Source organism: Lentzea sp. NPDC054927 (assembly GCF_053610285.1).
The window spans coordinates 95,879-118,615 of sequence record NZ_JBSGXZ010000018.1; the positions used below are offsets into that span (position 1 = coordinate 95,879).

28 protein-coding genes are annotated in these 22,737 nt (G+C 68.3%); 16 read left to right on the forward strand and 12 right to left on the reverse strand.

Annotated elements, in window-relative coordinates; translation table 11 throughout:
• Positions 1–231: 231 nt before the first annotated feature.
• The 3 genes from ACWGE0_RS23910 to hrcA are packed head-to-tail and all read right to left on the reverse strand — an operon-like array spanning position 232 to position 3,174.
• A complete protein-coding gene (locus tag ACWGE0_RS23910; protein WP_452263115.1) occupies positions 232–963 on the reverse strand; it encodes a 16S rRNA (uracil(1498)-N(3))-methyltransferase in 732 nt (243 codons plus the stop codon).
• On the reverse strand, positions 960–2,108 hold the full coding sequence (gene dnaJ, locus ACWGE0_RS23915) for a molecular chaperone DnaJ (RefSeq protein ID WP_452263163.1): 1,149 nt from the start codon (positions 2,106–2,108) through the stop codon (positions 960–962). Before dnaJ ends, ACWGE0_RS23910 begins: the two co-directional genes overlap by 4 nt.
• Positions 2,109–2,151: 43 nt before the next feature.
• On the reverse strand, positions 2,152–3,174 hold the full coding sequence (gene hrcA, locus ACWGE0_RS23920; protein ID WP_452263116.1) for a heat-inducible transcriptional repressor HrcA: 1,023 nt from the start codon (positions 3,172–3,174) through the stop codon (positions 2,152–2,154).
• Between the two features lie 186 nt (positions 3,175–3,360).
• Here hrcA and ACWGE0_RS23925 point away from each other — a divergent pair, with 186 nt between their 5' ends.
• Positions 3,361–5,094 carry a hypothetical protein gene (locus ACWGE0_RS23925; protein WP_452263117.1) on the forward strand — a complete coding sequence of 578 codons (1,734 nt, stop codon included), beginning with the start codon at positions 3,361–3,363 and terminating at the stop codon, positions 5,092–5,094.
• 34 nt (positions 5,095–5,128) lie between these two features.
• The gene (locus ACWGE0_RS23930) at positions 5,129–5,344 is read left to right on the forward strand and encodes a hypothetical protein (protein ID WP_452263118.1); all 216 of its coding nucleotides are present in this window, start codon (positions 5,129–5,131) and stop codon (positions 5,342–5,344) included.
• Here ACWGE0_RS23930 and hemW read toward each other — a convergent pair whose 3' ends face one another.
• Positions 5,345–6,553: a radical SAM family heme chaperone HemW gene (gene hemW, locus ACWGE0_RS23935; protein ID WP_452263119.1), complete on the reverse strand. Its 1,209-nt coding sequence runs from the start codon at positions 6,551–6,553 to the stop codon at positions 5,345–5,347.
• Positions 6,554–6,921: 368 nt separating this feature from the next.
• On the opposite strand from hemW, the gene ACWGE0_RS23940 reads away from it, so the two are divergent.
• Genes ACWGE0_RS23940 through ACWGE0_RS23980 form a run of 9 tightly spaced genes read left to right on the forward strand, consistent with a single transcriptional unit; the run spans position 6,922 to position 15,097 of the window.
• A complete protein-coding gene (locus ACWGE0_RS23940; protein ID WP_452263120.1) occupies positions 6,922–8,601 on the forward strand; it encodes a nitrite/sulfite reductase in 1,680 nt (559 codons plus the stop codon).
• Entirely contained in the window at positions 8,598–8,756 is a 159-nt protein-coding gene (locus ACWGE0_RS23945; RefSeq protein ID WP_030472080.1) for a hypothetical protein, read from the forward strand. The genes ACWGE0_RS23940 and ACWGE0_RS23945 overlap by 4 nt, the downstream gene beginning before the upstream one ends.
• Positions 8,753–9,448: a phosphoadenylyl-sulfate reductase gene (locus tag ACWGE0_RS23950; RefSeq protein WP_452263121.1), complete on the forward strand. Its 696-nt coding sequence runs from the start codon at positions 8,753–8,755 to the stop codon at positions 9,446–9,448. Before ACWGE0_RS23945 ends, ACWGE0_RS23950 begins: the two co-directional genes overlap by 4 nt.
• Complete coding sequence (cysD, locus tag ACWGE0_RS23955; RefSeq protein ID WP_452263122.1) at positions 9,445–10,344, forward strand: sulfate adenylyltransferase subunit CysD; 900 nt, start codon at positions 9,445–9,447, stop codon at positions 10,342–10,344. The genes ACWGE0_RS23950 and cysD overlap by 4 nt, the downstream gene beginning before the upstream one ends.
• Positions 10,345–11,688 carry a sulfate adenylyltransferase subunit 1 gene (locus ACWGE0_RS23960; RefSeq protein WP_452263123.1) on the forward strand — a complete coding sequence of 448 codons (1,344 nt, stop codon included), beginning with the start codon at positions 10,345–10,347 and terminating at the stop codon, positions 11,686–11,688. It begins immediately after the preceding gene.
• A gap of 14 nt (positions 11,689–11,702) precedes the next feature.
• A complete protein-coding gene (locus ACWGE0_RS23965) occupies positions 11,703–12,752 on the forward strand; it encodes an ABC transporter substrate-binding protein (RefSeq protein WP_452263124.1) in 1,050 nt (349 codons plus the stop codon).
• 20 nt (positions 12,753–12,772) lie between these two features.
• Entirely contained in the window at positions 12,773–13,549 is a 777-nt protein-coding gene (locus ACWGE0_RS23970) for an ABC transporter ATP-binding protein (protein WP_452263125.1), read from the forward strand.
• Positions 13,533–14,405 (forward strand): ABC transporter permease, encoded by an 873-nt coding sequence (locus tag ACWGE0_RS23975; protein ID WP_452263126.1) that lies wholly within the window; start codon positions 13,533–13,535, stop codon positions 14,403–14,405. The genes ACWGE0_RS23970 and ACWGE0_RS23975 overlap by 17 nt, the downstream gene beginning before the upstream one ends.
• Positions 14,402–15,097: a sirohydrochlorin chelatase gene (locus ACWGE0_RS23980; protein WP_452263127.1), complete on the forward strand. Its 696-nt coding sequence runs from the start codon at positions 14,402–14,404 to the stop codon at positions 15,095–15,097. The genes ACWGE0_RS23975 and ACWGE0_RS23980 overlap by 4 nt, the downstream gene beginning before the upstream one ends.
• Before the next feature lie 8 nt (positions 15,098–15,105).
• On the opposite strand, the gene ACWGE0_RS23985 is transcribed toward ACWGE0_RS23980, so the two are convergent.
• Positions 15,106–15,282, reverse strand: a complete 177-nt coding sequence (locus ACWGE0_RS23985; RefSeq protein ID WP_452263128.1) for a hypothetical protein — start codon at positions 15,280–15,282, stop codon at positions 15,106–15,108.
• A gap of 112 nt (positions 15,283–15,394) precedes the next feature.
• Between ACWGE0_RS23985 and ACWGE0_RS23990 the strand changes: the two genes are divergently transcribed.
• From ACWGE0_RS23990 to ACWGE0_RS24000, 3 genes are all read left to right on the forward strand, one after another.
• Positions 15,395–16,498: a sensor histidine kinase gene (locus tag ACWGE0_RS23990; RefSeq protein WP_452263129.1), complete on the forward strand. Its 1,104-nt coding sequence runs from the start codon at positions 15,395–15,397 to the stop codon at positions 16,496–16,498.
• On the forward strand, positions 16,495–17,112 hold the full coding sequence (locus ACWGE0_RS23995; protein ID WP_452263130.1) for a response regulator: 618 nt from the start codon (positions 16,495–16,497) through the stop codon (positions 17,110–17,112). Before ACWGE0_RS23990 ends, ACWGE0_RS23995 begins: the two co-directional genes overlap by 4 nt.
• Positions 17,113–17,180: 68 nt before the next feature.
• A complete protein-coding gene (locus ACWGE0_RS24000) occupies positions 17,181–17,780 on the forward strand; it encodes a hypothetical protein (RefSeq protein WP_452263131.1) in 600 nt (199 codons plus the stop codon).
• A gap of 10 nt (positions 17,781–17,790) precedes the next feature.
• Here ACWGE0_RS24000 and ACWGE0_RS24005 read toward each other — a convergent pair whose 3' ends face one another.
• Positions 17,791–18,555, reverse strand: coding sequence for a GNAT family N-acetyltransferase (locus tag ACWGE0_RS24005; protein ID WP_452263132.1), 765 nt, complete (start codon positions 18,553–18,555; stop codon positions 17,791–17,793).
• A 203-nt stretch (positions 18,556–18,758) separates the two neighbouring features.
• On the opposite strand from ACWGE0_RS24005, the gene ACWGE0_RS24010 reads away from it, so the two are divergent.
• A complete protein-coding gene (locus ACWGE0_RS24010) occupies positions 18,759–19,373 on the forward strand; it encodes a cyclase (protein WP_452263133.1) in 615 nt (204 codons plus the stop codon).
• 39 nt (positions 19,374–19,412) lie between these two features.
• Here the strand turns inward: ACWGE0_RS24010 and ACWGE0_RS24015 are convergent, their stop codons facing one another.
• Both ACWGE0_RS24015 and ACWGE0_RS24020 read right to left on the reverse strand, forming a co-directional pair.
• A complete protein-coding gene (locus tag ACWGE0_RS24015; protein WP_452263134.1) occupies positions 19,413–19,805 on the reverse strand; it encodes a MarR family winged helix-turn-helix transcriptional regulator in 393 nt (130 codons plus the stop codon).
• A 64-nt stretch (positions 19,806–19,869) separates the two neighbouring features.
• Positions 19,870–20,487 (reverse strand): DJ-1/PfpI family protein, encoded by a 618-nt coding sequence (locus tag ACWGE0_RS24020; protein ID WP_452263135.1) that lies wholly within the window; start codon positions 20,485–20,487, stop codon positions 19,870–19,872.
• 62 nt (positions 20,488–20,549) lie between these two features.
• Here ACWGE0_RS24020 and ACWGE0_RS24025 point away from each other — a divergent pair, with 62 nt between their 5' ends.
• Entirely contained in the window at positions 20,550–21,341 is a 792-nt protein-coding gene (locus ACWGE0_RS24025; protein ID WP_452263136.1) for an enoyl-CoA hydratase-related protein, read from the forward strand.
• Here the strand turns inward: ACWGE0_RS24025 and ACWGE0_RS24030 are convergent.
• The 4 genes from ACWGE0_RS24030 to ACWGE0_RS24045 are packed head-to-tail and all read right to left on the reverse strand — an operon-like array spanning position 21,338 to position 22,722.
• Positions 21,338–21,754 (reverse strand): hypothetical protein, encoded by a 417-nt coding sequence (locus ACWGE0_RS24030; protein WP_452263137.1) that lies wholly within the window; start codon positions 21,752–21,754, stop codon positions 21,338–21,340. The genes ACWGE0_RS24025 and ACWGE0_RS24030 overlap by 4 nt on opposite strands.
• 43 nt (positions 21,755–21,797) lie before the next feature.
• On the reverse strand, positions 21,798–22,061 hold the full coding sequence (locus ACWGE0_RS24035) for a barstar family protein (protein ID WP_452263138.1): 264 nt from the start codon (positions 22,059–22,061) through the stop codon (positions 21,798–21,800).
• A complete protein-coding gene (locus tag ACWGE0_RS24040; protein ID WP_452263139.1) occupies positions 22,058–22,501 on the reverse strand; it encodes a ribonuclease domain-containing protein in 444 nt (147 codons plus the stop codon). Before ACWGE0_RS24040 ends, ACWGE0_RS24035 begins: the two co-directional genes overlap by 4 nt.
• Positions 22,498–22,722, reverse strand: coding sequence for a hypothetical protein (locus ACWGE0_RS24045; protein ID WP_452263140.1), 225 nt, complete (start codon positions 22,720–22,722; stop codon positions 22,498–22,500). Before ACWGE0_RS24045 ends, ACWGE0_RS24040 begins: the two co-directional genes overlap by 4 nt.
• Between the last annotated feature and the right edge of the window lie 15 nt (positions 22,723–22,737).

The following is a 22,737-nucleotide window of genomic DNA, read 5'->3' on the forward strand; positions in this document are numbered from 1 at the left end:
GAGGCGCCTCGCGGTCCGAAGCCTGGGGGTCGCTTCGCCGCGAGGCGCCGACGCCGGACCGAGGGGGGAGGTGTCCGGCGAGTCCTTTAGTTAGAAGGGTCTAACCGTCTACTCCGTTTCCGGATAGACCAATCGGCCCCTCTGCGAACTAGGGTAACCCCATCGGCCTGCGATTCGCTACAACTTGCGTCAAGCCAATCCATCCGATGTTCACCTTGCGAGTGATCGGGGTCACCACCGAGTAGTGAGTACCCCGAGCGCACCAAGAGCAACCGCCGCGGCGGTAGATGCACGCAGAACGGTTGGACCCAATCGGACGATCCGCGCGCCCGAAGATCGCAACGCGTCGAGTTCCTCCGGCGTGATTCCACCCTCGGGACCGACGACGAGCAGCACATCTCCGGAAGCGGGCAGCGGCACGTCGGCAAGACGGTCGGTCGCGCTCTCGTGCAACACGAGCGTCAACGCGGACGACGACACGCGATGAGACAGCTGAGTCGTGCTCACGGGTTCGTCGACGAACGGCACTCGCGAACGCCGGGCCTGCTTCGCCGCCTCACGAACCGTGGATCGCCAGCGGCCCAACGCTTTCGCGCCGCGCGGGCCGTCTTCCCACTTCGCCACGCACCGGGACGCGCGCCACGGCACCACACCGTCCACACCGGCCTCGGTGGCCAGTTCGACGGCGAGCTCGCCGCGGTCGCCCTTCACCAACGCCTGCGCCAGCACGACACGCGGCGTTGGTTCGGGCTCGACCGTGCGCTCGAGCACGCGCAACGACAAGGCGTCGCGCTCGACGGCAACGACCGAACAGCGCGCCAGCACACCGGAACCGTCTGACAGCACGAGTTCCTCACCCACGCGCAGACGCTTCACCGTGGCGGCGTGCCGGCCTTCGGGGCCGTCCAGCACGAACTCCTCGCCGGAGGGCAACACCTCGACGAGGAAGACCGCCAGGGTCACCGGTGGCCGCGCGAGGCACGCAGTCGGGAGAACAGACCGCCGCTGCCCTTGCCGTTGTGCGACAACGAAGGCTCGTTCTCGCCACGCATCTCGGCCAGGTCGCGCAGCAACGACGACTGCGCTGCGTCGAGCTTGGTCGGCACGACGACCTCGAGGTGCACGTGCAGGTCGCCGCGGCCGTCGACGCGGCCGGTGGAGCGCAGCTTCGGCATGCCGCGGCCCGTCATCACGAGCTGCGTGTTCGGCTGCGTGCCGGGGTCGATCTGCAGTTCTTCCTCGCCGTCCAACGTCTTCAGCGGCAACGTGGCGCCCAGGGCTGCCGTCGTCATCGGGATCTGCACGATGCAGTGCAGGTCGGCGCCGTCGCGTTCGAAGATCTCGTGCGGGTGCTCCTCGACCTCGACGTAGAGGTCGCCGGCCGGGCCGCCGCCGGGGCCGACCTCGCCCTGGCCCGCGAGGCGCACGCGCATGCCTTCGGCGACACCGGCGGGGATGTTCACGGAGATCGTGCGGCGCGACCGCGTGCGGCCGTCGCCGGCGCACTGCTGGCACGGGTCAGGGATGACCTCGCCGAAGCCGCGGCACACCGGGCACGGGCGCGACGTCACGACCTGGCCGAGGAACGAGCGCTGCACCGACTGGACCTCGCCGCGGCCGTTGCAGGTGTCGCACTGGACCGGCTTGGAGTTGTTCTGGGTTCCCGCGCCGTGGCAGCGGTCGCACAGGATCGCGGTGTCGACGGTCAGCTCGCGGGTCGCACCGGCCGCGCACTCCTCCAGCGTCATGTCGAGCCGGATCAACGCGTCGGAGCCCGGCTGCACCCGGCTGCGCGGACCACGGCCGCCACCGGTCGAGGCGCCGAAGAAGGCGTCCATGATGTCGCCGAGGCCGAAGCCCGCGAACGGGTCACCGCCGGGACGACCACCGCCGCCCGAGTCGAGCGGGTCGCCACCCAGGTCGACGACGCGGCGCTTCTCGGGGTTCGACAACACCTCGTAGGCGGCCGTCACCTCCTTGAAGCGGGCCTCCTCGCTGGGATTGACGTCCGGGTGCAGCTGCCTGGCGAGCTTGCGATAGGCGCGCTTGATCTCATCCTGTGTCGCGTTCTGCGAGACACCGAGGATGCCGTAGTAATCCCTGGCCACCTTGTTCGCTTTCGTGTTCATCTCAAGTTCAAGAAGTTTCTGGTCAACGACCGGTCAGGATCTCACCGACGTAGTTGGCAACCGCGCGGACGGCCGCCATTGTTCCGGGGTAGTCCATGCGCGTCGGTCCCACGACGCCGAGACCCCCGAGCGGATTGTCACGGCTGCCGTAGCCGATGGACACCACTGAAGTGCTGCGCATCTCAGCCGCCTCGTTCTCCTCGCCGATGCGCACCAGCACACGACCGGGGTCGCGGGAGGCGGCGAGCAGCTTGAGCACGATCACCTGTTCCTCCAGCGCCTCCAGCACCTGCCGGAGCGAGCCCGGGAAGTCCGTGATGTTGCGGGTGAGGTTCGCGGTGCCGCCGAGCACCAGCCGTTCCTCCGGGTGCTCCACCAGCGTTTCGATCAGCACGGTAGCGACCCGGAGCATCGGGTCGCGCAGGTTCGGCGGAACCTCTTCCGGCAGCTCGGCGACCTTGGCCGAGGCGTCGGCCAGTCGCTGACCCGCCATCGCCTGGTTCAGCACGCCGCGCAGCTGCGCCGTGTGCTCCTCGCTGATCACGTCGCCCAGCTCGACGATCCGCTGGTCGACGCGGCCGGTGTCGGTGATCAGCACCAGCATCAGCCGGGACGGTGTGATCGGCAGCACTTCGAGGTGCCGCACGGCCGCACGGGACAGGGTCGGCACCTGGATCACCGCGACCTGCCTGGTGAGCTGCGCGAGCAACCGCACGCTGCGGCGCATCACGTCGTCGAGGTCGAGCGCCCCGTCGAGGAAACTCCGGATCGCCCGCTTCTCCGCCTGCGAGAGCGGCTTGATCTCGCTCAGCTTGTCGACGAAGAGCCGGTAGCCCTTGTCCGTCGGCACGCGCCCGGCGCTGGTGTGCGGCTGGGCGATGTAGCCCTCGTCCTCCAGCGCGGCCATGTCGTTGCGCACGGTCGCGCTCGACACACCCAGGTTGTGCCGGTCGACCAGGGCCTTCGACCCGACGGGTTCCTGGTTGGACACGTAGTCGGCGACGATGGCGCGAAGCACCTCGAACCGACGCTCATCGGCGTTCAACGCTGTTCACCTCCGTGTCCCGTGCTCCCGAGTTTACCCAGCCGGTTTCCTGCCGGGCGCTCGCTTCGGACTCGTGCTGCGCCGGCGCTCATGTAAACACCGCAGAACCGGCCCGTTCCCTTGACTGACGACTCAGTCGAGCCGTTGGGTAGAGCCGCCGCCGCCCCGGTCGAGTGAGGGGTGCGCATGCGCAAGTTGTTGTGTCTGCTGCTGGGAGTGACCCTGCTCGCTCCGCCCGGTGCCGCGCTGGCGGATGGTTCGAGCCGGAACTCCATCAGGGGCTGGACGATCCTCTCCGACAGCGACGCCGGCGCGGACGCGGTGATCGCCTCCGCGAAGAAGTACCAGGTCAATCACCTGCAACTGTCCCACGAGGTGGTGCACGACCTGCAGGAGGTCCACGATCCGCGCAGACAGGCGCAGGTGAACCGGCTCACCGACCTGGCGCACGACTCGGGCGTCCGCGAGGTCGCCGCCTGGGACCACGCCCTCTACAACCTCACCTACTACCCCGCCGAGTTCCGCACCGGCCCCGGCGGCACGATCGACCTGGACAACCCGGCGTTCTGGGACTGGTTCCGCGGCGACTACCGCGCGATGCTCGACCTGGTGCCACGGGTCGACTCGATCATCCTGACGTTCATCGAGACCGGCGCCCGCGTCGAGAACCAGCACTCCACGCGCCTGAAAACCGCCGAGGAGAAGCTCGCCTACCTCGTCGACCAGATCGCGTCGGTGATCGACGAACGCGGCATGCTGCTGTACCTGCGCACGTTCGGCTACTACCCCGCCGAGATGGACCGCACGATCGGCGCGATCGACCGCGTCCAGAACCAGCGCGTGCGCGTGATGGCCAAGGCCCAGCCGCACGACTTCTTCCTCACCCACCCGATCGACGTCACGGTCCCGCGCATCAAGCGCCCGGTGCTGATCGAGTACGACACCACCGGCGAGTACAACGGCCAGGGCAAGATCGCGAACGCGTTCGTCGCCGAGCACGCCGACCGCCTCAGGCACTACCGCAAGCTGCCCAACGTGATCGGCTACGTCGCCCGCACCGACCGCTACGACGAGTCGCGCATCGTGGGCACCCCGACCGAGATCAACCTGTTCGCCCTGAAACGCGCGTCGGAAGGCGCGTCGAACTCCCAGATCTACCTGGAGTTCGCGGCCCGCAAGTACGGCCTGCTCGCCTCGCCCTGGGTGGCCCGAGCGCTCGCCCGTTCGCCGGAAATCGTCACGTCGACGCTCTACACGTTGGGCAGCAACAGCGCGAACCACTCGCGCCTGGACTACGACCCGTACTGCTCCAGCTACCACCGCAGCGTGTCCGGCAAATGGATCGACCCGCCGGAGACGTTCGTGCGGCACGGCGTGAACAAGAAGTTCCACTACTGGATCGACGTCGCGAACCACCTGTCGCCGCCGCACTGCAAGACCGACGGCATCCTGCGCCGCGAGGCCGGCTACGTGCTCGACCGCGGCTGGGTCACGCCCGGCAACCTGATGACGCCGGAGTACCTCGCCTACCTCAACGTCGAGAAGAACCACGGCGTGCAGCTCGCCGAGGCCTCGTTGCGCGACGTCGAACACGTCCGGAAGCTGTTGCGTCCCAACGACTACGCGCAACTGAAGGCCTACTTCGAGCGGACCGTGCTGACCGCGAAGCTGCACCGGGCGGTCGCGAAGGCTTACTTCGGCTACCGGATCTACGTGCAGCAGCCGTCTGCCGACCTCGCCCGTTCCATCTGGGTGGGCCTCGACGAGGCGCAAACCGTTGCGGCACAGGTGAGGGCGTATCCGGCGCCGCCGACCGGGGAGTGGAACTGGGTGATCGACGCGGCGCAGGCAGACCTGTACGCGAAACGGATCTCCGAGGGGTGGGACCGCTACGCGAACATCAAGGTCCCGCGACCGTAGCGAAATTGTCGGTGGTGGTCGCTAGGGTCCAAACGTGGACAACGTGAGGTGGCTCCGGCCGCCCGACGATGAGCCGCCCGACGAGGGGAAACCATGCCTGGTGCACAGCGATGACGAGTGGTGGGAGGGCACGCTGGTCTGGGAGCGGGTAAGGCGCCAGGACGGTCTCTGGTGGGCCACCGTGACCTATCGCAGGGACGGGCAGGTGGTCACCGAGGTGCGCAGCCAGCACGACGTGCGCGCCCGCTGATCACGGCAGCAGGCGCCTGACCACGGCGTCGGCGAGCAGGCGGCCGCGGTCGGTCAGCACGCAACGGTCGTCGAACGGCTCGAGCAGCCCGTCGGCGACGGCCTGCTTGGCCTCTTCGCGTCCGGCGCTGTCCAGCACGTCGATCGGCAGGCCCGAGGCGAGGCGCAGTTCGAGCAGCACGCGCTCCACCCGCCGGTCCTCGTCCGACAACAGCTCACGCCCCGCCGCGGGCGACTTCCCCTCGGCGAGCAGCGACGAGTACCGGGCCGGGTGCTTCACGTTCCAGAACCGCACGCCGCCGACGTGGCTGTGCGCGCCGGGGCCGAAGCCCCACCAGTCGGCGCCCTTCCAGTACAGGACGTTGTGCCGGCACTGGGCTTCGGCGGAGGTCGCCCAGTTGGAGACCTCGTACCAGGAGAAGCCGGCGCCGGAGAGCGTCGAGTCGACCAGTTCGTAGGACGAGGCCAGCACGTCGTCGTCGGGCATCGGCAGGTCGCCGCGGCGGATGCGCCGGGCCAGACCGGTGCCGTCCTCCACGATCAACGCGTACGCGGACACGTGGTCGGCGCCCGACTCCAGCACGGTGTCCAGGGATTCGGCCAGATCCGAGGGCCGCTCCCCCGGTGTGCCGTAAATCAGGTCCAGGTTCACGTGCGAGAACCCGGCGGCGCGGGCCTCGCGAGCGGCGTCCAGCGCGCGGCCAGGTGTGTGTTTGCGGTCCAGAACAGCGAGAACATGCCGGGCCGCAGACTGCATACCGAGCGACACTCGGGTGTATCCAGCAGACCGGATACCGGCGAAGAACTCAGGCGAGGTCGACTCCGGGTTCGACTCCGTGGTCACCTCGGCGCCCGGAGCCAGGCCGAACGACTGATTTACCGCGTCCAACACATCAGTCAGGCCCGGCACCCCCAGCAGCGACGGGGTGCCGCCGCCCACGAAGACCGTCGAGGCGGGCGGAGGAGAGCCCAGAACGGAGGCGGCGAGGTCCAGTTCGCGGCGCAGGCCCTCCAGCCACGACTCCGGCGACGCGGACGAACCGAGTTCGCCGGGCGTGTAGGTGTTGAAGTCGCAGTAGCCGCAGCGGGTCGCGCAGAACGGCACGTGCACGTAGATGCCGAACGGGCGGGAACCGACACCGGAGACAGCGGAAGCGGGGAGCGAACCGTCGGCGGGCGCGGGCTCGCCTTCGGGCAAAGCGGAGGGCATGACGCCCAGTGTCCACCACACAGCCCGAACGGCGGTGTCCAGCCAGCGAATGTGTCTGTCGGTGACAGAGATATTACGGAGTGAAACCAGCCTAGGATGTCAACTTCCCCTCGTCAATCTCAGCATTCGGTTGGCGGTGGACCATGCACTGGACGCCATGCACACTGAGGTCATGCATTCGACTGGAGTCCGCCTCGTGGCCCGCCGCCACGTCGACTTCCGTCGTGTCTCCAGCGCGATGTGCCGTCGTTCGGCATGACCGCGCGCTGATTTGTTCCCGTCAGCGCCCGGCGCGCTGACGACGCCCCCACCACAAGCACCTCCGGGCTCGCACGCGCACCGAGCGCTCGAAACCCCGGAGGATGGCGATGGCCACGCCGCAGACGTCACCGCGCGCCAAGCAGCGTCGCGGCGAGGGGCAGTGGGCACTCGGATACCGAGAGCCGCTGAACCCCAACGAGCGGAGCAAGAAGGACGACAACCCGCTCAACGTCCGCGCCCGCATCGAGAACATCTACGCCCACGGCGGTTTCGACTCGATCGACCCAGCCGACCTGCGCGGACGGTTCCGCTGGTACGGCCTGTACACCCAGCGCAAGCCCGGCATCGACGGCGGCCGCACGGCCACGCTCGAGCCGGAAGAGCTGGACGACGAGTTCTTCATGATGCGCGTCCGCAGCGACGGCGGTGCGCTCACCACAGAGCAGCTGACGGTCCTCGGTGAGATCTCGCAGACCTATGCGCGCGACACCGCGGACATCACCGACCGGCAGAACATCCAGTACCACTGGATCCGGGTCGAGGACGTTCCCACGATCTGGCAGAAGCTCGAAGCCGTCGGCCTGACCACGATGGAGGCGTGCGGCGACAGCCCGCGCGTCATCCTCGGTTCGCCGGTCGCGGGCATCTCCGTCGACGAGATCATCGACGGCCAGCCGGCGATCGACACGATCCTCGAGCGCTACATCGGCGACCCGCGGTTCTCCAACCTGCCGCGCAAGTTCAAGACGGCCATCTCCGGCCTGCAGGACGTCGCGCACGAGATCCACGACATCGCGTTCGTCGGCGTGAACCACCCCGAGCACGGGCCCGGCTTCGACCTCTGGGTCGGCGGCGGCCTGTCCACGAACCCCATGCTGGGCAAGCGACTCGGCGCGTGGGTGCCGCTCGACGAGGTTCCCGACGTGTGGGAAGCCGTCATCAGCGTCTTCCGCGACTACGGCTACCGCAGGCTCCGGCACCGCGCGCGGATCAAGTTCCTCGTCGCCGACTGGGGCCCGGAGAAGTTCCGCCAGGTCGTGGAGGACGAGTACCTCAAGCGCAAGATGATCGACGGTCCCGCGCCGGAGGTGCTGAGCCAGCAGCTCGACCACATCGGTGTGCACCAGCAGAAGGACGGTCTCTTCTACGTCGGTGCCGCGCCGGTCGCGGGCCGGGTGTCCGGCTCGATCCTGGTCGAGGTCGCGAAGTTCGCCGAACGCGCCGGCTCCGGCCGGGTCCGGTTCACGCCGCAGCAGAAGATCATCGTGCTGGACGTGCCGGAAGCAGAGGTCAAGACGCTCAAGAGCGATCTCGCCAAGCTGGGCCTGCAGGTCGACCCGTCGCCGTGGCGCCGGGGCATCATGGCCTGCACCGGCATCGAGTTCTGCAAGCTCGCGATCGTCGAGACCAAGGCGCGGGCCAACGACCTCGTCACGCAGCTCGAGGCCAACCTCAAGGACATCGTCGACGGCGTCACCGCGCCGATCACCGTGCACATCAACGGCTGCCCCAACTCCTGCGCCCGCATCCAGACCGCGGACATCGGGCTCAAGGGCCAGATCGTCACGGACGACAACGGCAACCAGGTCGAGGGCTTCCAGGTGCACCTCGGCGGCGGTCTCGGCCTCGACGCCGGGTTCGGCCGGAAGCTGCGCGGCCACAAGGTCACCGCGGCCGAGCTCGCCGACTACGTCGAACGCGTGGTGCGGAACTTCGTCGCACAGCGCGAAGAAGACGAACGTTTCGCTCAGTGGGTCGCGCGCGCTGAGGAGGGTGACCTGCGATGAGCGAACGCGCGACGCCGTTCTACTGCCCCTACTGCGGCGACGAGGACCTTCGCCCGCAGGAGGAACCCAGCTACGCGTGGCTCTGCACCGGATGCCGGCGCGTCTTCAAGGTCTCGTTCGTCGGGCTCAACCTGCCGCAGGAGGTGAAGAAGTGAGCGATCTGAAGGAAGACCTCAAGATCGTCGCCGAGGCCGCGGAGCTGGAGCTGAGGGACGCGAACGCCGAAGAGGCGCTGGAGTGGGTCGCGCGGACGTTCGGCGACAACTACATCGTCGCCTCGAACATGCAGGACGCCGTGCTGATCGACCTCGCCGCCAAGGTGAAGCCGAACTTCGACGTGCTGTTCCTGGAGACGGGCTACCACTTCCCGGAGACCATCGGCGTGCGTGACGCCGTCGGTGTCGTCTACCCGGACGTGCGCATCGTGAACGCCGCCGCCGAGCAGTCGGTCGAAGACCAGGAGGCGGAGTTCGGCCTGCTGTACCAGTCGGATCCGGCCAAGTGCTGCAACCTGCGCAAGGTCGTGCCGCTGCGGCGGGAGCTCGCGAAGTACGACGCCTGGGTCACCGGTGTGCGCCGCGTCGACGCGCCCACCCGCGCGAACACGCCGATCGTGCAGTGGGACGACCGCAACGGCCTGGTGAAGATCAACCCGATCGCGCCGTGGAGCGACGACGAGTTCAACGCCTACATCCGCGAGAAGGGCATCCTCGAGAACTTGCTGGTGCAGGAGGGATATCCCTCCATCGGCTGTCTTCCGTGCACCGCGAAGCCGTTGCCGGGGCAGGACGCCCGCAGCGGCCGGTGGGCGGGCCAGTCGAAGACGGAATGTGGGTTGCACGGATGAGGCTTGCACTGGACACGTTGGGGCGTCTCGAATCCGAGGCGATCCACATCTTCCGCGAGGTCGCGGGCGAGTTCGACCGGCCGGTGATCCTCTTCTCCGGCGGCAAGGACTCGACGCTGCTGCTGCACCTCGCGATCAAGGCGTTCTACCCGGCGCCGGTGCCGTTCCCGCTGCTGCACGTCGACACCGGGCACAACTTCGACGAGGTCATCGAGTTCCGCGACCGCGTCGTCGCGCAACACGGTCTGCGCCTGGAGGTCGCGAAGGTCCAGGACTGGATCGACGACGGCCGCCTCGAAGAGCGTCCGGACGGCACCCGCAACCCGCTGCAGACCGTGCCGCTGCTGGACTCCATCACGCAGCACAAGTACGACGCGGTCTTCGGCGGCGGACGCAGGGACGAGGAACGCGCCCGCGCCAAGGAGCGGATCTTCAGCCTGCGCACGGCGTTCGGCCAGTGGGACCCGAAGCGCCAGCGTCCCGAGCTGTGGAACCTCTACAACGGCCGGCACCGCGCCGGCGAGCACGTCCGCGTGTTCCCGCTGTCGAACTGGACCGAGCTCGACGTCTGGAACTACATCGAGCGCGAGGTCATCGAGCTGCCGGACATCTACTACTCGCACCAGCGCGACGTGTTCCTGCGCGACGGCATGTGGCTCGCCGAAGGCCCGTGGGGCACGGCGCGCGACGGCGAAACGTTGCTGCGCAAGACAGTTCGCTACCGCACGGTCGGTGACGGCTCCTGCACGGGTGCCGTCGAGTCCGACGCCGCCGACATCCACGCGGTGATCGCCGAGGTCGCAGCGTCACGACTGACCGAGCGCGGCGCCACGCGGGCCGACGACCGGCTGTCCGAGGCCGCCATGGAAGACCGCAAGCGGGAGGGCTACTTCTAAATGAGCGACCTGTTGAGGCTGGCTACCGCAGGCAGCGTGGACGACGGAAAGTCCACGCTCGTCGGCAGGTTGCTCTACGACACCAAGTCCGTGCTCGCGGACACGCTCGACGCCGTGCACCGCGCGAGCGCCGACCGCGGTCTCGCGACGCCGGACCTGTCGCTGCTCGTCGACGGCCTGAGGTCGGAACGCGAGCAGGGCATCACGATCGACGTGGCGTACCGGTACTTCGCCACGCCCAAGCGCTCTTTCGTGCTCGCGGACACCCCCGGCCACGTGCAGTACACCCGCAACACGGTCACCGGCGCCTCCACCGCGCAGCTCGCGGTCCTGCTCGTCGACGCGCGCAAGGGCGTCATCGAGCAGACCCGCCGGCACGCGGCGGTTCTCGCGCTGCTCGGTGTTCCGCGCCTGGTCCTCGCGGTCAACAAGATCGACCTCGTGGACTACGACGAGGTGACGTTCTCCCGCATCTCCAAGGAGTTCACCGCGCACGCCACGGCTCTCGGCTACACCGAGGACGCGGTCGTCGAGATCCCGGTCTCGGCGCTCGCCGGCGACAACGTCGTGGACAAGTCCGCGAACACGCCTTGGTACTCCGGCCCGACCCTGCTGGAGCACCTGGAGAACGTGCCGGTCGAGCCCGACCCGCACGACGCGCCGTTCCGGTTCCCGGTGCAGTACGTGATCCGCCCGCGCACGGCGGAGCACCTCGACTACCGCGGGTACGCCGGTCTGGTCGCGGCGGGCACGATCAAGCCCGGTGACGAGGTCGTCGTGCTGCCGTCGGGCCGTCGCTCGACCGTCACGAAGATCGACACGGCGGACGGCGAACTGACGGAGGCGGCGGCCGGTCAGTCCGTGACGTTGCTGCTGGCCGACGACATCGACATCTCGCGCGGCGACCTGATCTCGGTGGCGGGCAACGAGCCCAACGTCACCGACGAGCTGGACGCCACGCTGTGCTGGCTCGCGGAGAAGCCTCTGCGCGCCGGTGCCCGAGTCCTCGTCAAGCACGGCACGCGCACCGTGCAGGCGATGGTCACCGACCTGCGCGACCGCTTCGACGAGCAGAACCTGTCCAGTGTGGACAGCCCTGCCTCGTTGGAGCTGAACGAGATCGGCCGAGTGGCTCTGCGGCTGGCAGAGCCCGTTCCGCTGGACGACTACAGCTTCAGCCGGCGCACCGGGTCCTTCCTGGTGATCGACGCGAGTGACGGTTCCACGCTCGCCGCCGGACTGGTCGGGGCTCCGCTGCCGCTGCTTGAGGACGGCGTGGAGAGCTGTACCGGGGGTAGCGCCGCTGCCCCCGACACCCATGCCCTCGTCTCCCCCGGTCCCTGAAAGGCCTTTTCCCCGTGAACCTCAAGCCCGCCATCGCCGTCGCTCTCATCGCACTGACAGCCCTGTCCGGTTGCAGCCGCGCCGGTTCCAGTGACACTCCCGCCGCCCAGTCGAAGGGTGCCGCGTCCGAGGTCCGCATCGGGTACTTCCCGAACGTCACCCACGCCGCCGCGTTGATCGGCGTCGAAAAGGGCCTGTTCGCCAAGGAGATCGGCAACACCAAGCTCACCACGCAGACGTTCAACGCGGGCCCGGACGAGGTGAACGCGCTGCTGGGTGAGTCCCTCGACATCGCGTACATCGGTTCCGGCCCCGCCATCAACGCCTACGCGAAGTCCAAGGGCGAGGCCGTGAAGCTCATCGCGGGCGCGACCTCGGGTGGTGCGCAGCTCGTGGTGAAGCCCGAGATCAACTCGATCGAGGACCTCAAGGGCAAGGTCGTCGCCACGCCTCAGCTCGCGAACACGCAGGACGTGTCGCTGAAGAAGTACCTGGCGGAGAAGAACCTCACCGGCCAGGTCACCGTCCAGAACGTGGAGAACGCGGCGTCGCTCGACCTGTTCAAGAAGGGCGACATCCAGGCCGCGTGGCTGCCGCAGCCCTGGTCCGCACGCGTGGTCGCGGAGGCGGGCGCGAAGGTGCTGCTGGACGAGAAGACCCTGTGGGACGGCGGGGCGTTCCCGACGACGGTGATCATCGTGCGGACGAAGTTCCTGCAGGAGCACCCGGAGACGGTCGAGGCCGTGCTGAAGGGTCACGTGGCGGCGATCGACTGGGCCAAGGGCAACAAGGACGAGGCCAAGAAGACCGTGAACGCCGCGCTGGAGAAGCTCACCTCCAAGAAGCTCGGCGACAAGGTCCTCGATGCCGCGTGGGACAACATCGAGCTCACGACGGACGCGCAGGCCAAGCACTTCCCGCAGCTCGCGAAGGACGCCGTCACGGCGGGTGTGGCCAAGGAGGCCGCGAACGTCGCCGGGTACGCCGACTTCACGTTGCTGAACAAGGTTCTTCAGGCACAGGGCAAGCCGCAGGTGCAAGCAGCCGGACTGGACCAGAAGTAACTTCCGAGGGGACACGGACCATGACCGCCACGCTCGAGACCACTGTTCTGCCCACTGTGGACACCGCCGTCGAACTGATCGGCGTCCGCAAGGTGTTCGGCCACGGCAACTCGGCCGTGGTGGCGCTCGACGGCGTCGACCTCAAGGTCAAGCCGGGTGAGTTCGTGTGCCTCCTCGGCGCGTCGGGCTGCGGCAAGAGCACGCTGCTGAACATCGTCGCCGGCCTGGACGGCGCGACGTCGGGTGAGCTTCAGCTCAACACGTCGCGCCCGGCCGTGATGTTCCAGGAGCCCGCGCTCATGCCGTGGCTCACCGCCGCGCGCAACGTCGAACTGGCGCTGCGTTTCGCCGGTATCGGCCGCTTGGCGCGCAAGCGTCGTGCGTTGGACCTGCTGGAGCTCGTGCGGCTCGGTGACGTCGCGGACAAGCGTCCGCACGAGCTTTCCGGTGGTATGCGTCAGCGCGTGGCTCTGGCTCGCGCGCTGGCCTCGGCCACCGTCTCCGCGGACGGTTCTCCCGCCCTGCTGCTGATGGACGAGCCGTTCGCGGCGCTGGACGCCATCACGCGGGACGTGCTGCAGAGCGAGTTGCTGCGCGTGTGGGAGACCACGAACACCGCGATCATCTTTGTGACGCACGACGTGCGTGAGGCCGTGCGCCTCGGCCAGCGCGTCGTGCTGCTGTCCTCACGTCCCGGCCGCGTCGTGCGCGAGTGGGACGTCACGGACTCCTCGAACGAGGTTCTCGACGAGATCAACACCCATCTGCGAGAGGTCATCAGTGGCCACGCCTCCTGACACGCTCGACAAGGTCGGCGCCGGCCTCGACGCGCTCGATGTGCCCGTAGAGGCGCAGAGGCCGCCGATCTGGCGCCGTTTCCTGAAGACGGGCGTGCCACCGATCATCGCTTTCGCACTGCTTTTGGGCGTGTGGCAGGCGTTGTGGGCTTCGGCGATCCTGCCGGAGTTCCAGTTGCCGGCTCCGGTCAACGTGTGGGACGAGCTCGTTCGCTCGATCTCGACCGGCGAGGCGTTCGGCATCCTGTGGACCTCGTTGCACCGCGCGGTGCTCGGGTTCCTCGCGGCGGTGCTGATCGCGACGCCGCTCGGGTTGCTGGTCGCCAAGGTGCGGGTGGTGCGCGCGGCGATCGGGTCGTTGCTGACCGGCCTGCAGTCACTTCCCTCGGTGGCCTGGGTTCCGGCGGCGATCCTGTGGTTCGGCGTGACGCCGTCGACGATCTACTTCGTGGTGCTGATGGGCTCGGTGCCGTCGATCGCGAACGGCCTGGTGGCGGGCATCGACCAGATCCCGCCGCTGCTGCCTCGCGTCGGACGTGCGCTCGGAGCCGGCCGGCTGGCTTCGGCGCGGCACATCCTGCTGCCCGCCGCGCTGCCAGGATATCTGGCCGGGTTGAAGCAGGGCTGGGCGTTCTCGTGGCGGTCGCTGATGGCCGCGGAGATCATCGCGACCTCGCCCCAGCTCGGCGTCGGGCTCGGTCAGTACCTGCACAACGGGTCGTCGTTGAACGACATCAACATGGTGATCGCGGCGATCTTCCTGATCCTGTTGGTGGGCATCGGGATCGAACTGCTGTTGTTCCGCCCGTTGGAGCGCGCCGTGCTGCGGGCTCGTGGATTGACGGGAGCGCTGTGATTCCGCTTGTCGCTGTCGCACACGGCAGCCGTGATCCTCGATCGGCCGCGTCGATCCACGCTCTGTTGGACGTCGTGCGGTCGTTGCGTCCAGAGCTGGACGTGCGCGGGTGCTTTCTCGACCTGTGCGCGCCTCGGTTGAGCGACGTGCTGCGCGGGCCGGCGGTGGTCGTTCCTTTGTTGCTGGGCAAGGCTTATCACGCCCGCGTCGACGTCCCGGCCGCAGTGGCCGAGTCTCGGGTACCCGCTGTGGTCACCGACGTGCTCGGGCCGGATCCACGGCTGGAGTCGGCGGCCCTGCGACGGCTTTCCGAGGCCGGCGTGGACTTCGGCGACCGGTCGCTGGGCGTCGTGCTCGCCGGCGCCGGGTCCTCGCACGCTCCGGCGAACGAGGCCGTGGCGCGCGTCGCCCGGCGGTGGGCTCGCGAGTCGGGGTGGGCAGGGGTGGAGGCGGCGTTCGCGTCGATCGCCTCGCCGACCGTGCCCGAGGCGATCGAGCGGTTGCGCATGAGGGGCGCCCAGCGGATCGCGGTCGCGTCCTGGTTCCTCGCACCGGGATTGCTGCCGGACAAGGTCGCAACGCTGGCACCTGGCGCGGTGGTGGCACGGCCGTTGGGCGACGACGTCGAGGTGGCCCAGCTGGTGCTGGACCGGTACGACGAGGCGCTGGCACGGCAGTCGGTGGCGGCCTAGCTCTTCTGTTACGACTTCTGGGCGGACAGGTATCCGACCGTCGCCCAGCCGATGCCGAGCAACGCTCCCCCGGCGATCGCGACGGCGGTGAGCGCGCTCGAATCCGAGACGGCGAGCAGGGCGATCACGGCCGCGTAGACCATGGACAGGATCAGCAGGACCAGTCCGGACTTCTTCTTCGTCATGGCCGGAAATCCTGGCTCGATCGGTGTTCCGGTCGCATCGACGGACCGGTGGGTTTCGCTCTCAGTCGACCGGCTACTGGTGTTTTCGCGCGTGCGGCCGCACAGTTTCCCGGTGTCCTCCGAAGACGCCTGGGACCGCACCAAGGTCGCCTGGCACGTCACCTTCGCCGTGTTCGCCCTGGTCGGCGTCGTGCTGGTGCTCGCGGAGGACCGTCCCCAACCGGTCGCGCTGGTGCTGCTGGCCGCGTTGTCCGTCTGGTACTGGCGCGTCGGAGCACCACTTCAGCGCGACGCACGCGGCGTGCGGTACGTGGCCGTCGCGATTCCGCTCGTGGTCGCGATGTTCGCTCTCGTGCCCGCGCTTTCGGTGCTGTTCTTCGCTTTGTACCCGCACATCTGGTCGTTGCTGCAACCTCGCCTGGCGATCTGGGCCACCGCACTGACATCCATGTCGATCGGCGTCATCGTGCTGGTGACCGGCCGCTTCAGCAAGGACTCGGTCGGCGCGGCGGTGATCATCTTCCTCAGCGTGATCCCGGCGGTGATGCTGGGCCTCTGGATCGCCCGGATCATCGCGCAGAGCCGCGAACGGGCAGAGTTGGCGGACGTGAGCCACGAGGCAGGCGTGCTCACCGAACGCGAACGGCTCGCCCGTGACCTCCACGACACGCTCGCCCAGGGCGCGACCTCGGTGCTGCTTCTCTTGCGTGCAGCCAGAACGGCCACCGACCCGGTCCTGCGCGACCACCACCTCGCGCTCGCCGAACAGACCACCGCCGAGAACCTCGCCGAGATCCGCGCGCTCGTCGCCGCACTCACCCCTGCCGCACTGAACGGCGCCGCCCTGCCCGCCGCACTCGAACGCCTGACAGCGCGGTTGGGCCGCGAACTCGGGCTCACCGCGTCGATGAAGGTCGAGGGTGAGTACCGGCCGTTGCCTCCCAACAGCGAAGTCACGCTGCTCCGCGTCACGCAGGAGGCGCTGGCGAACGTCCGCAAGCACGCACACGCCTCGAACGTCACCGTCTCACTCGACTACTCGTCCGGCGTCGAGCTGTCCGTCACGGACGATGGCCGCGGTTTCGGCCCGGACACCCCGCACGGCTACGGCCTCGACGGGTTGCGGGATCGTGTGCGCGACGCGGGCGGTGTGTTCGAGATCCGTTCCACGCCAGGCGAAGGAGTTCGTGTGCACGTTCGTCTGGAGGGCTCGTGATCCGCGTGCTGCTGGCCGACGACCACCCGGTGGTCCGGTTCGGGTTGCGCACGATCCTTGAAGCGCAACCGGATCTGACCGTCATCGGCGAGTGCGGCTCGGGTGCGGAAGCCGTGCGGCTGACCACGGAGCTGACTCCGGACGTCGTGCTGATGGACCTCAAGATGCCCGGCATGGACGGCGCGACCGCGACCGCCCAGGTCGTCGCGACCACGTCCAGCCGGGTGGTCGTGCTGACCACGTTCGACACCGACGGCGACATCCTGCGCGCCATCGAGGCGGGCGCCACCGCCTACCTGCTCAAGGACGCGCCCAGCGACGACCTGGTCGAAGCCGTCCGCGCCGCCGCACGCGGCCAGACCGTGCTCGCCTCCCCCGTGGCGACCAAGCTGGTCAGCGCCGTGCAACGGCCAGGGCTGAGTGCCCGCGAGGTCGAGGTGCTGACGCTCGTGAGCCGCGGCCTGTCCAACGTCGCGATAAGCCAGGCGATGCACGTGAGTGAGGCGACGGTGAAAAGCCATCTGCTGCACGTGTTCACGAAGCTCGGCGTGAGTGACCGCACCGCTGCTGTGACGGTGGCGATCACCCGTGGTTGGCTGCCGCCGCCGGCCTGATCCACTGAATCGCCCTCGGCACAAAGACTTGGCGTGGTACTAACTGTGCCAACGGCACCGGGGGCGACGTGAGCGACGATTCGCAGAGTTCTGACCTGAGTTCTGCCAGCAGTTCTGACAGCAGTTCTGACAGCAGCGTTCGCGATGGCATCTTCGACGGCAGCGCCGACGACGTCCAGGACCTCAGCCATCCCGACTTCGCGGACTTCGACGACGACTTCCCGCGCTCACGACGCCGTTACCGGTCCGGCTACCGCGATCTGTCCGGGGCGCCTCCATGGGTCAAGGTGTGCGTGTGGGTGGGCGCTCTCCTGGCAATAGCGGGCATGGGGGTGATCATCTTCGGCGTCCTGATTCCCACGAACGCGCCTGAGCCGTTCAGCACCCGCCTGACGCCGGTCGTCACCGTCGGCGACGTGCCACCCGATTTCCCCACCGACCAGCTGCCACCCGGCTTTCCCGTCCAGCAGTTGCCGCCCGGCTTCCCCGCCGAGCAGCTGCCACCCGAGTTCCGGTCCATCTCGACGCAGACCTTCCCCGTGCCCGGGCAGCCCCCGCGACCGAGCGTCGGCGGCCCGAACCTGGCGCTGGGCTTCGGTCTCTTCTTCGCCGGCTTCGTGCTGACGGCGATCGGCGCACTGGGCCACAGCACCTCGACCCGGCGCTGAGCCTGATCAGTCACGACCGGTTGAAGTGATGGCCGCGGGACACCTCGGTGTAGCCGAGCCGCTGGTACCAGCCGTACGTCCAGTCCTGGGCATCGGCGGTCAGGAACGACAGCGCGCATCCGGCCTCCTTCGCCCGGCCGAGCGCTGAGCGCACCAGTGCCGCACCATGACCTCGGCCGCGGAAGTCGGGATGCGTCACCAGACTTTCGAACTGCGCCAACGATCCGGCGCGGTCGATGTACAGCTCTGCGTGCGCGGCGATCTCATCGCCGTCGTAGGCCGCGAGCAGAGTCAGGTCGGCACCCTTCGCGCCCAGGGCCACGCGGTCGGCGAGCTGTCCGAGAACCTCGTCGGTCGCGTCCGGCAGCGCCACCCGCCAGTCGCGGATCACCGCGGGTCGCAGCGTTTCCAGCGAGACCGCACGAACCGGTTGCGATCCTGGTTCGGCCGGGTCGCCCGAGTGGACCATCGCGGCGACCACGGCGTGGCTGTACCCGGCGGCGACGAACTCCGGTGCCAGCGACGCCCCCAGCGCGTCGTCGTCGACCGTCACGTACCGGTGCGCCCGTCCGGCGCCACCGAGCACGTCGTCAGCGGCCGCGAGCACCTCTTCCGCGGTTGCCCGCGCGGTGACGACAAGCCTGTTGTGGTAGTGCGACAAGGGAAAATCGTCCTGCAGCACGGCGAAGCCCCACGGCAGTTCCACGACGTCGGTCGCTTGGGCGCGGGCGAATCGATGTTCGAAGCCGCTGATCTGATCGAAGTTCGGAAGCACCTGGCCAGAGTGCCGTTCCGGCCGGGTGCGGTCGAGCCGGTTTCTGAGCTCCCGCCACTTTCGGCCGCCGCCACAAGATCGAATCCGCAGAGCCGTTCGGGCGATGTGAACTGTGAACTGTTGACGTGAAACCTACTCATGAGTAGTCAGGTGGTTACGCCGCGTGCTGGAAATGTCCCTCGTCCACTCATCGGGGAGAGGTCATGAAGCTAGCCGGAATCGCATCCCTCGCACTGGTACCGATGCTGATGTTCGCCACCAACGCGTCAGCAGCCGCTCCGCAGACCATCACCTACAAGCTCCGGGCGAGCGCCGCCGGGCAGTCGTCGGACTTCACGCTGGACCAGGGCGTCGACGCGTCGGCTCCGGCGACCGTCGCGCCCAACGGGACGGTCAAGGTCACCATCGACCCCGCTCCCAACAAGATCCCGTCCGAGGCCGGCGGCCGGCAGGTCCGCGAGATCAAGGGCCTCGCGCTCAAGCTGCCGGTGCCCGGCAACTCGAAGTTCCAGTCCGCCTCACTGTCCGGCGGCGCGGGACTGGGTGGCACGCCGACGGTTGCCTTGCAGGGCAACGACGTCGTGCTGAGCGTCCCCGGTCCGATCAAGGGCGGTGCGGACTTCGAGCTGCCGACCGTGACGATCAACCTGCAGGCCGGCGGCACCGGCACGATCACCACGAAGCTGGGCGGCACCAGCTACGACGCCCCCGGCCTCACCTTCACCGCCGTGGTCCTGGTGATCGGGTTCCCGGTCAACGCCGCCGCGAAGGGCTACCCGGACCCCAGCCCCGTTCTGACGACCACGACCATCGGCTAGCCGTGCTCCGTTCCGGGATGCCCACCCCCCTGCCGGGCATTAGGAAGTAGCAGCGACCAGCTTGGTCATGGTTTCGAGCGTCGTGCGCAGGTCTTCCAACGAGACCTGCGCACTGACGCGGTTCGCCCACTCGTACTGCGCGTCCCGCAACCGTTCGATCGCCGCGAAGCCTTCCGCGGTGGGCCGGACCAGCTTCGCGCGGGCGTGCGCCGGGTTCGGCAGGTACTCCGCCAAACCCTTGTCCACCAACAGGTCCGCGATCCGCTGCACCGACTGCCGGGCCAGCCCCATCTCGCGCGCGATGCCCGAGACCGACAACGGCTCGCGCAGCACCGCGCCGAGCACCTGCCACCACGCCGCGGTCAGTCCGACCGGCTTCGTCATCACCTCGGCCGCGTCGAGAAACGCTCCGTACAAACGGAAAGTCCTCATCACGACGTCGGTCAGCACATCACCCGATTCAGTCCTGGACACTGATTCAGACCTGGGCACCGACTCACCCCTGGACACTCGCCACCAGCTTCCCGAACGCCTCGACCGTGTCGTCGCGGTTGAACTCGTACCAGGCCTGCAAGGTCTGCGGCGAGAGCGCCTCCAGCTCGGCCAGCACCTCGCGCGCCCACTCCAGCGCACTCGCGCCGCCGGCCGTGATCACACCCTGATCCCGCACGACCCGTTCGTCGCGGTACAGCGCCGCGCCACCGTAGGAACCAAGCCCCTCGAGGAAGTTCGACGTGTGCGCCACGTCGTCCAGCAGCCCTTCGGCCGCCAGCGCGACCGTCGCGCCGCAGATCGCCGCGACTGGCTTGCCCGCCTCGCGGAACCGCCGCGCGAGCTTCCCGAACGCGGCCAGCTCACCGCTCTCCCACCCGTCGCCGCCGGGCAGCACCAGCATCGCCGCGTCGTCGAGCGAGACGTCGTCGAGAGCGATGTCCGGCAGCATCCGCACACCGCCGAGCGTGCGGATCGGATCCGTGGTGAGACCGACCGTCCTGATCTCGTAGCGACCCGGCTGGACCTGGAACTGCTGCAGGTTCACCTGCGCGGCCACGTGGCCGTACTCCCAGTCCGCGAGCTTGTCGGCCAGCACCAGGTACACCGTCTGCGTTGTCATGACAGTAGACTGTCATATTCGACAGCATGCTGTCAACCATGCCCTTGGCTAAGGTCAGCCGCATGGCAGACGAGCTGGTCCACTACGAGGTGCGGCGTGGCATCGCGACGATCACGCTGGACTCTCCCCACAACCGCAACGCGCTGTCCGCACAGCTGCGCCGGGAGCTCCGCGACCACCTGACCGTGGCAGCCCAGGACGACCAGGTGCGCGTGGTCGTGCTGACCCACACGGGCACCGTGTTCTGCTCCGGCATGGACCTCAAGGAGGCCGCCGGCGCGAGCGCGGGAGACCAGGGCGTCAACGAGTTCCCCGCGATCCTCGAACAGCTCTGGACCAGCCCGAAACCGGTCGTCGCCGCGCTCAGGGGCCCGGCCCGCGCGGGTGGCGTCGGCATCGTCGCGGCCTGCGACATCTCCATCGCCGCGAACGAGGCCACGTTCGCTTTCAGCGAGGTCAGGATCGGTGTCGTGCCCGCGGTCATCTCGGTGACCGTGCTGCCTCGGCTGCTCCCCCGCCAGGCCCACGAGCTGTTCCTCACCGGCGAGGCCTTCAACGCCCAGCGCGCGGTCGAGATCGGCCTGCTCAACTCGGCCGTGCCGGTCGACGGCGTCGACGCGGAGGTCCGCCGCTACACCGACATGCTCGCGCTCGGTGCGCCCAACGCCCTCGCCGCCACCAAGGAGATGCTGCAGCAGGAGCGGTCCACGAACCTCGGCGAGGTTTTCGCGGACATGCTGAAGCTCTCAGCGCAGCACTTCGGCGGCCCGGAGGGGCAGGAGGGCATCACGGCGTTCAAGGAGAAGCGCAAGCCCTCCTGGGTGCCCGCCGAAGATGATCCGGCTGAAAGCTAGAACCAGCCGGTGCACTCGATCACGCCCTGAGACGAACCGCAGGCGCGCATCACCTTGCCGTCGTTCTTGAACGCCTCGGTGTACTTCGCGCTGCCCGAGTCGATCCGCGTGTAGCCCAGGAACCCCTCGTGCACGTTGGCCGAGGGGTCCTTGCGGTCGGTCCAGATCTCCTCGCCGGGAGTCCCGGAGGAGATGCGGCCCCAGGCGCATTTGGAGGCGTTCGAGGCGCGCAGCTCGACGACGCGGCCGTTCTGCATGGTCACCGGGTTGTCGCCGTCGATCGTCTCGAACGGCGTGAAAGGCCCCTCCTGCGAACAGTCGGGGTCACCGGCGAACGAGACCGCCGGACAAAGCACACCAACAACTGCAACGACGCCGAGCGCACAGCTCATGCGGCGGAAATGCGTTCCCATAGGTGCGCACTGTCCACTCCGGACAGCACGAGCGCAGCCCAAGTCACCGATCTGTGCGAATCACGCGCAGTTTCCGGTCACCTGATTCAGCGGTCCGCTTCGCAGCGTCACGCAACACCTGCGACACGGACGAGTCCAGGTTCACGGGCACGACCAGCACGTACTCGCCCTCCGGCAGCCACGAGAGATCGCTCAGGCTGTCGTACAACGCGTCCAGGTTCTGCCCGAACCAGTCCGGGAAATCCAGAGCCCTGGCAATGGCCGCGATGGCAGCGTTCTTTTCCGAAACGAGAATGTGCCGTTTCATTTGCTCACGTCCACGACGACGAACGTCGAATAGTGGTCGCCGGTGTAGAAGACCTCTTTTTCCGACCCGGTCACGAGACGGCGCGCACCGCGGTCCGGACTACCGGGCGTCGGCACGGTGTACTCCTTGTAGTACCCGGACTTCTGCTGCGGCAGCCGCTTCTCGCGGTTCTCGAACGTCACGCCGTCGTTGCGCGGGTACGGGAACGGACCCTTGGCCTCGATCAGCTTCCACGTCTTCGCGGCCTCGGAGGGCAGCTTCGACAGCGCCTGCACGTCCAGCTTCGACGACGCGCCGGGCACCGCGAGCTGGGAGGCCGACGGCGGAATGCTCGCAGGCGGCGTCTCGGGGCTGGCGACGTTGTCCTTGACGAACCACCCGACCACGACCAGCGCGATCAGGCCGACCAGTGCGACGGTCAGGCGACGACCAGGGCTCACGCGGTGACCTTCTCCGACTCGTTCTCCGACTCGTCCTCGTTCTCGAGCTCAGGCGACGACGCGGGGTTCTTCGCCCGCCAGTCGACGACCCGGTCGATGAGACGCGCCACGCCGAGACAGGCCGGCAGCACGACGATCATCACGACGGGGAACTGCACGGCGACGGGCAGCTGCACGACCCACAGCTCGACCCCGTCCCACCACTGCACCAGCCAATCCACCCGCCCGACTCTAGT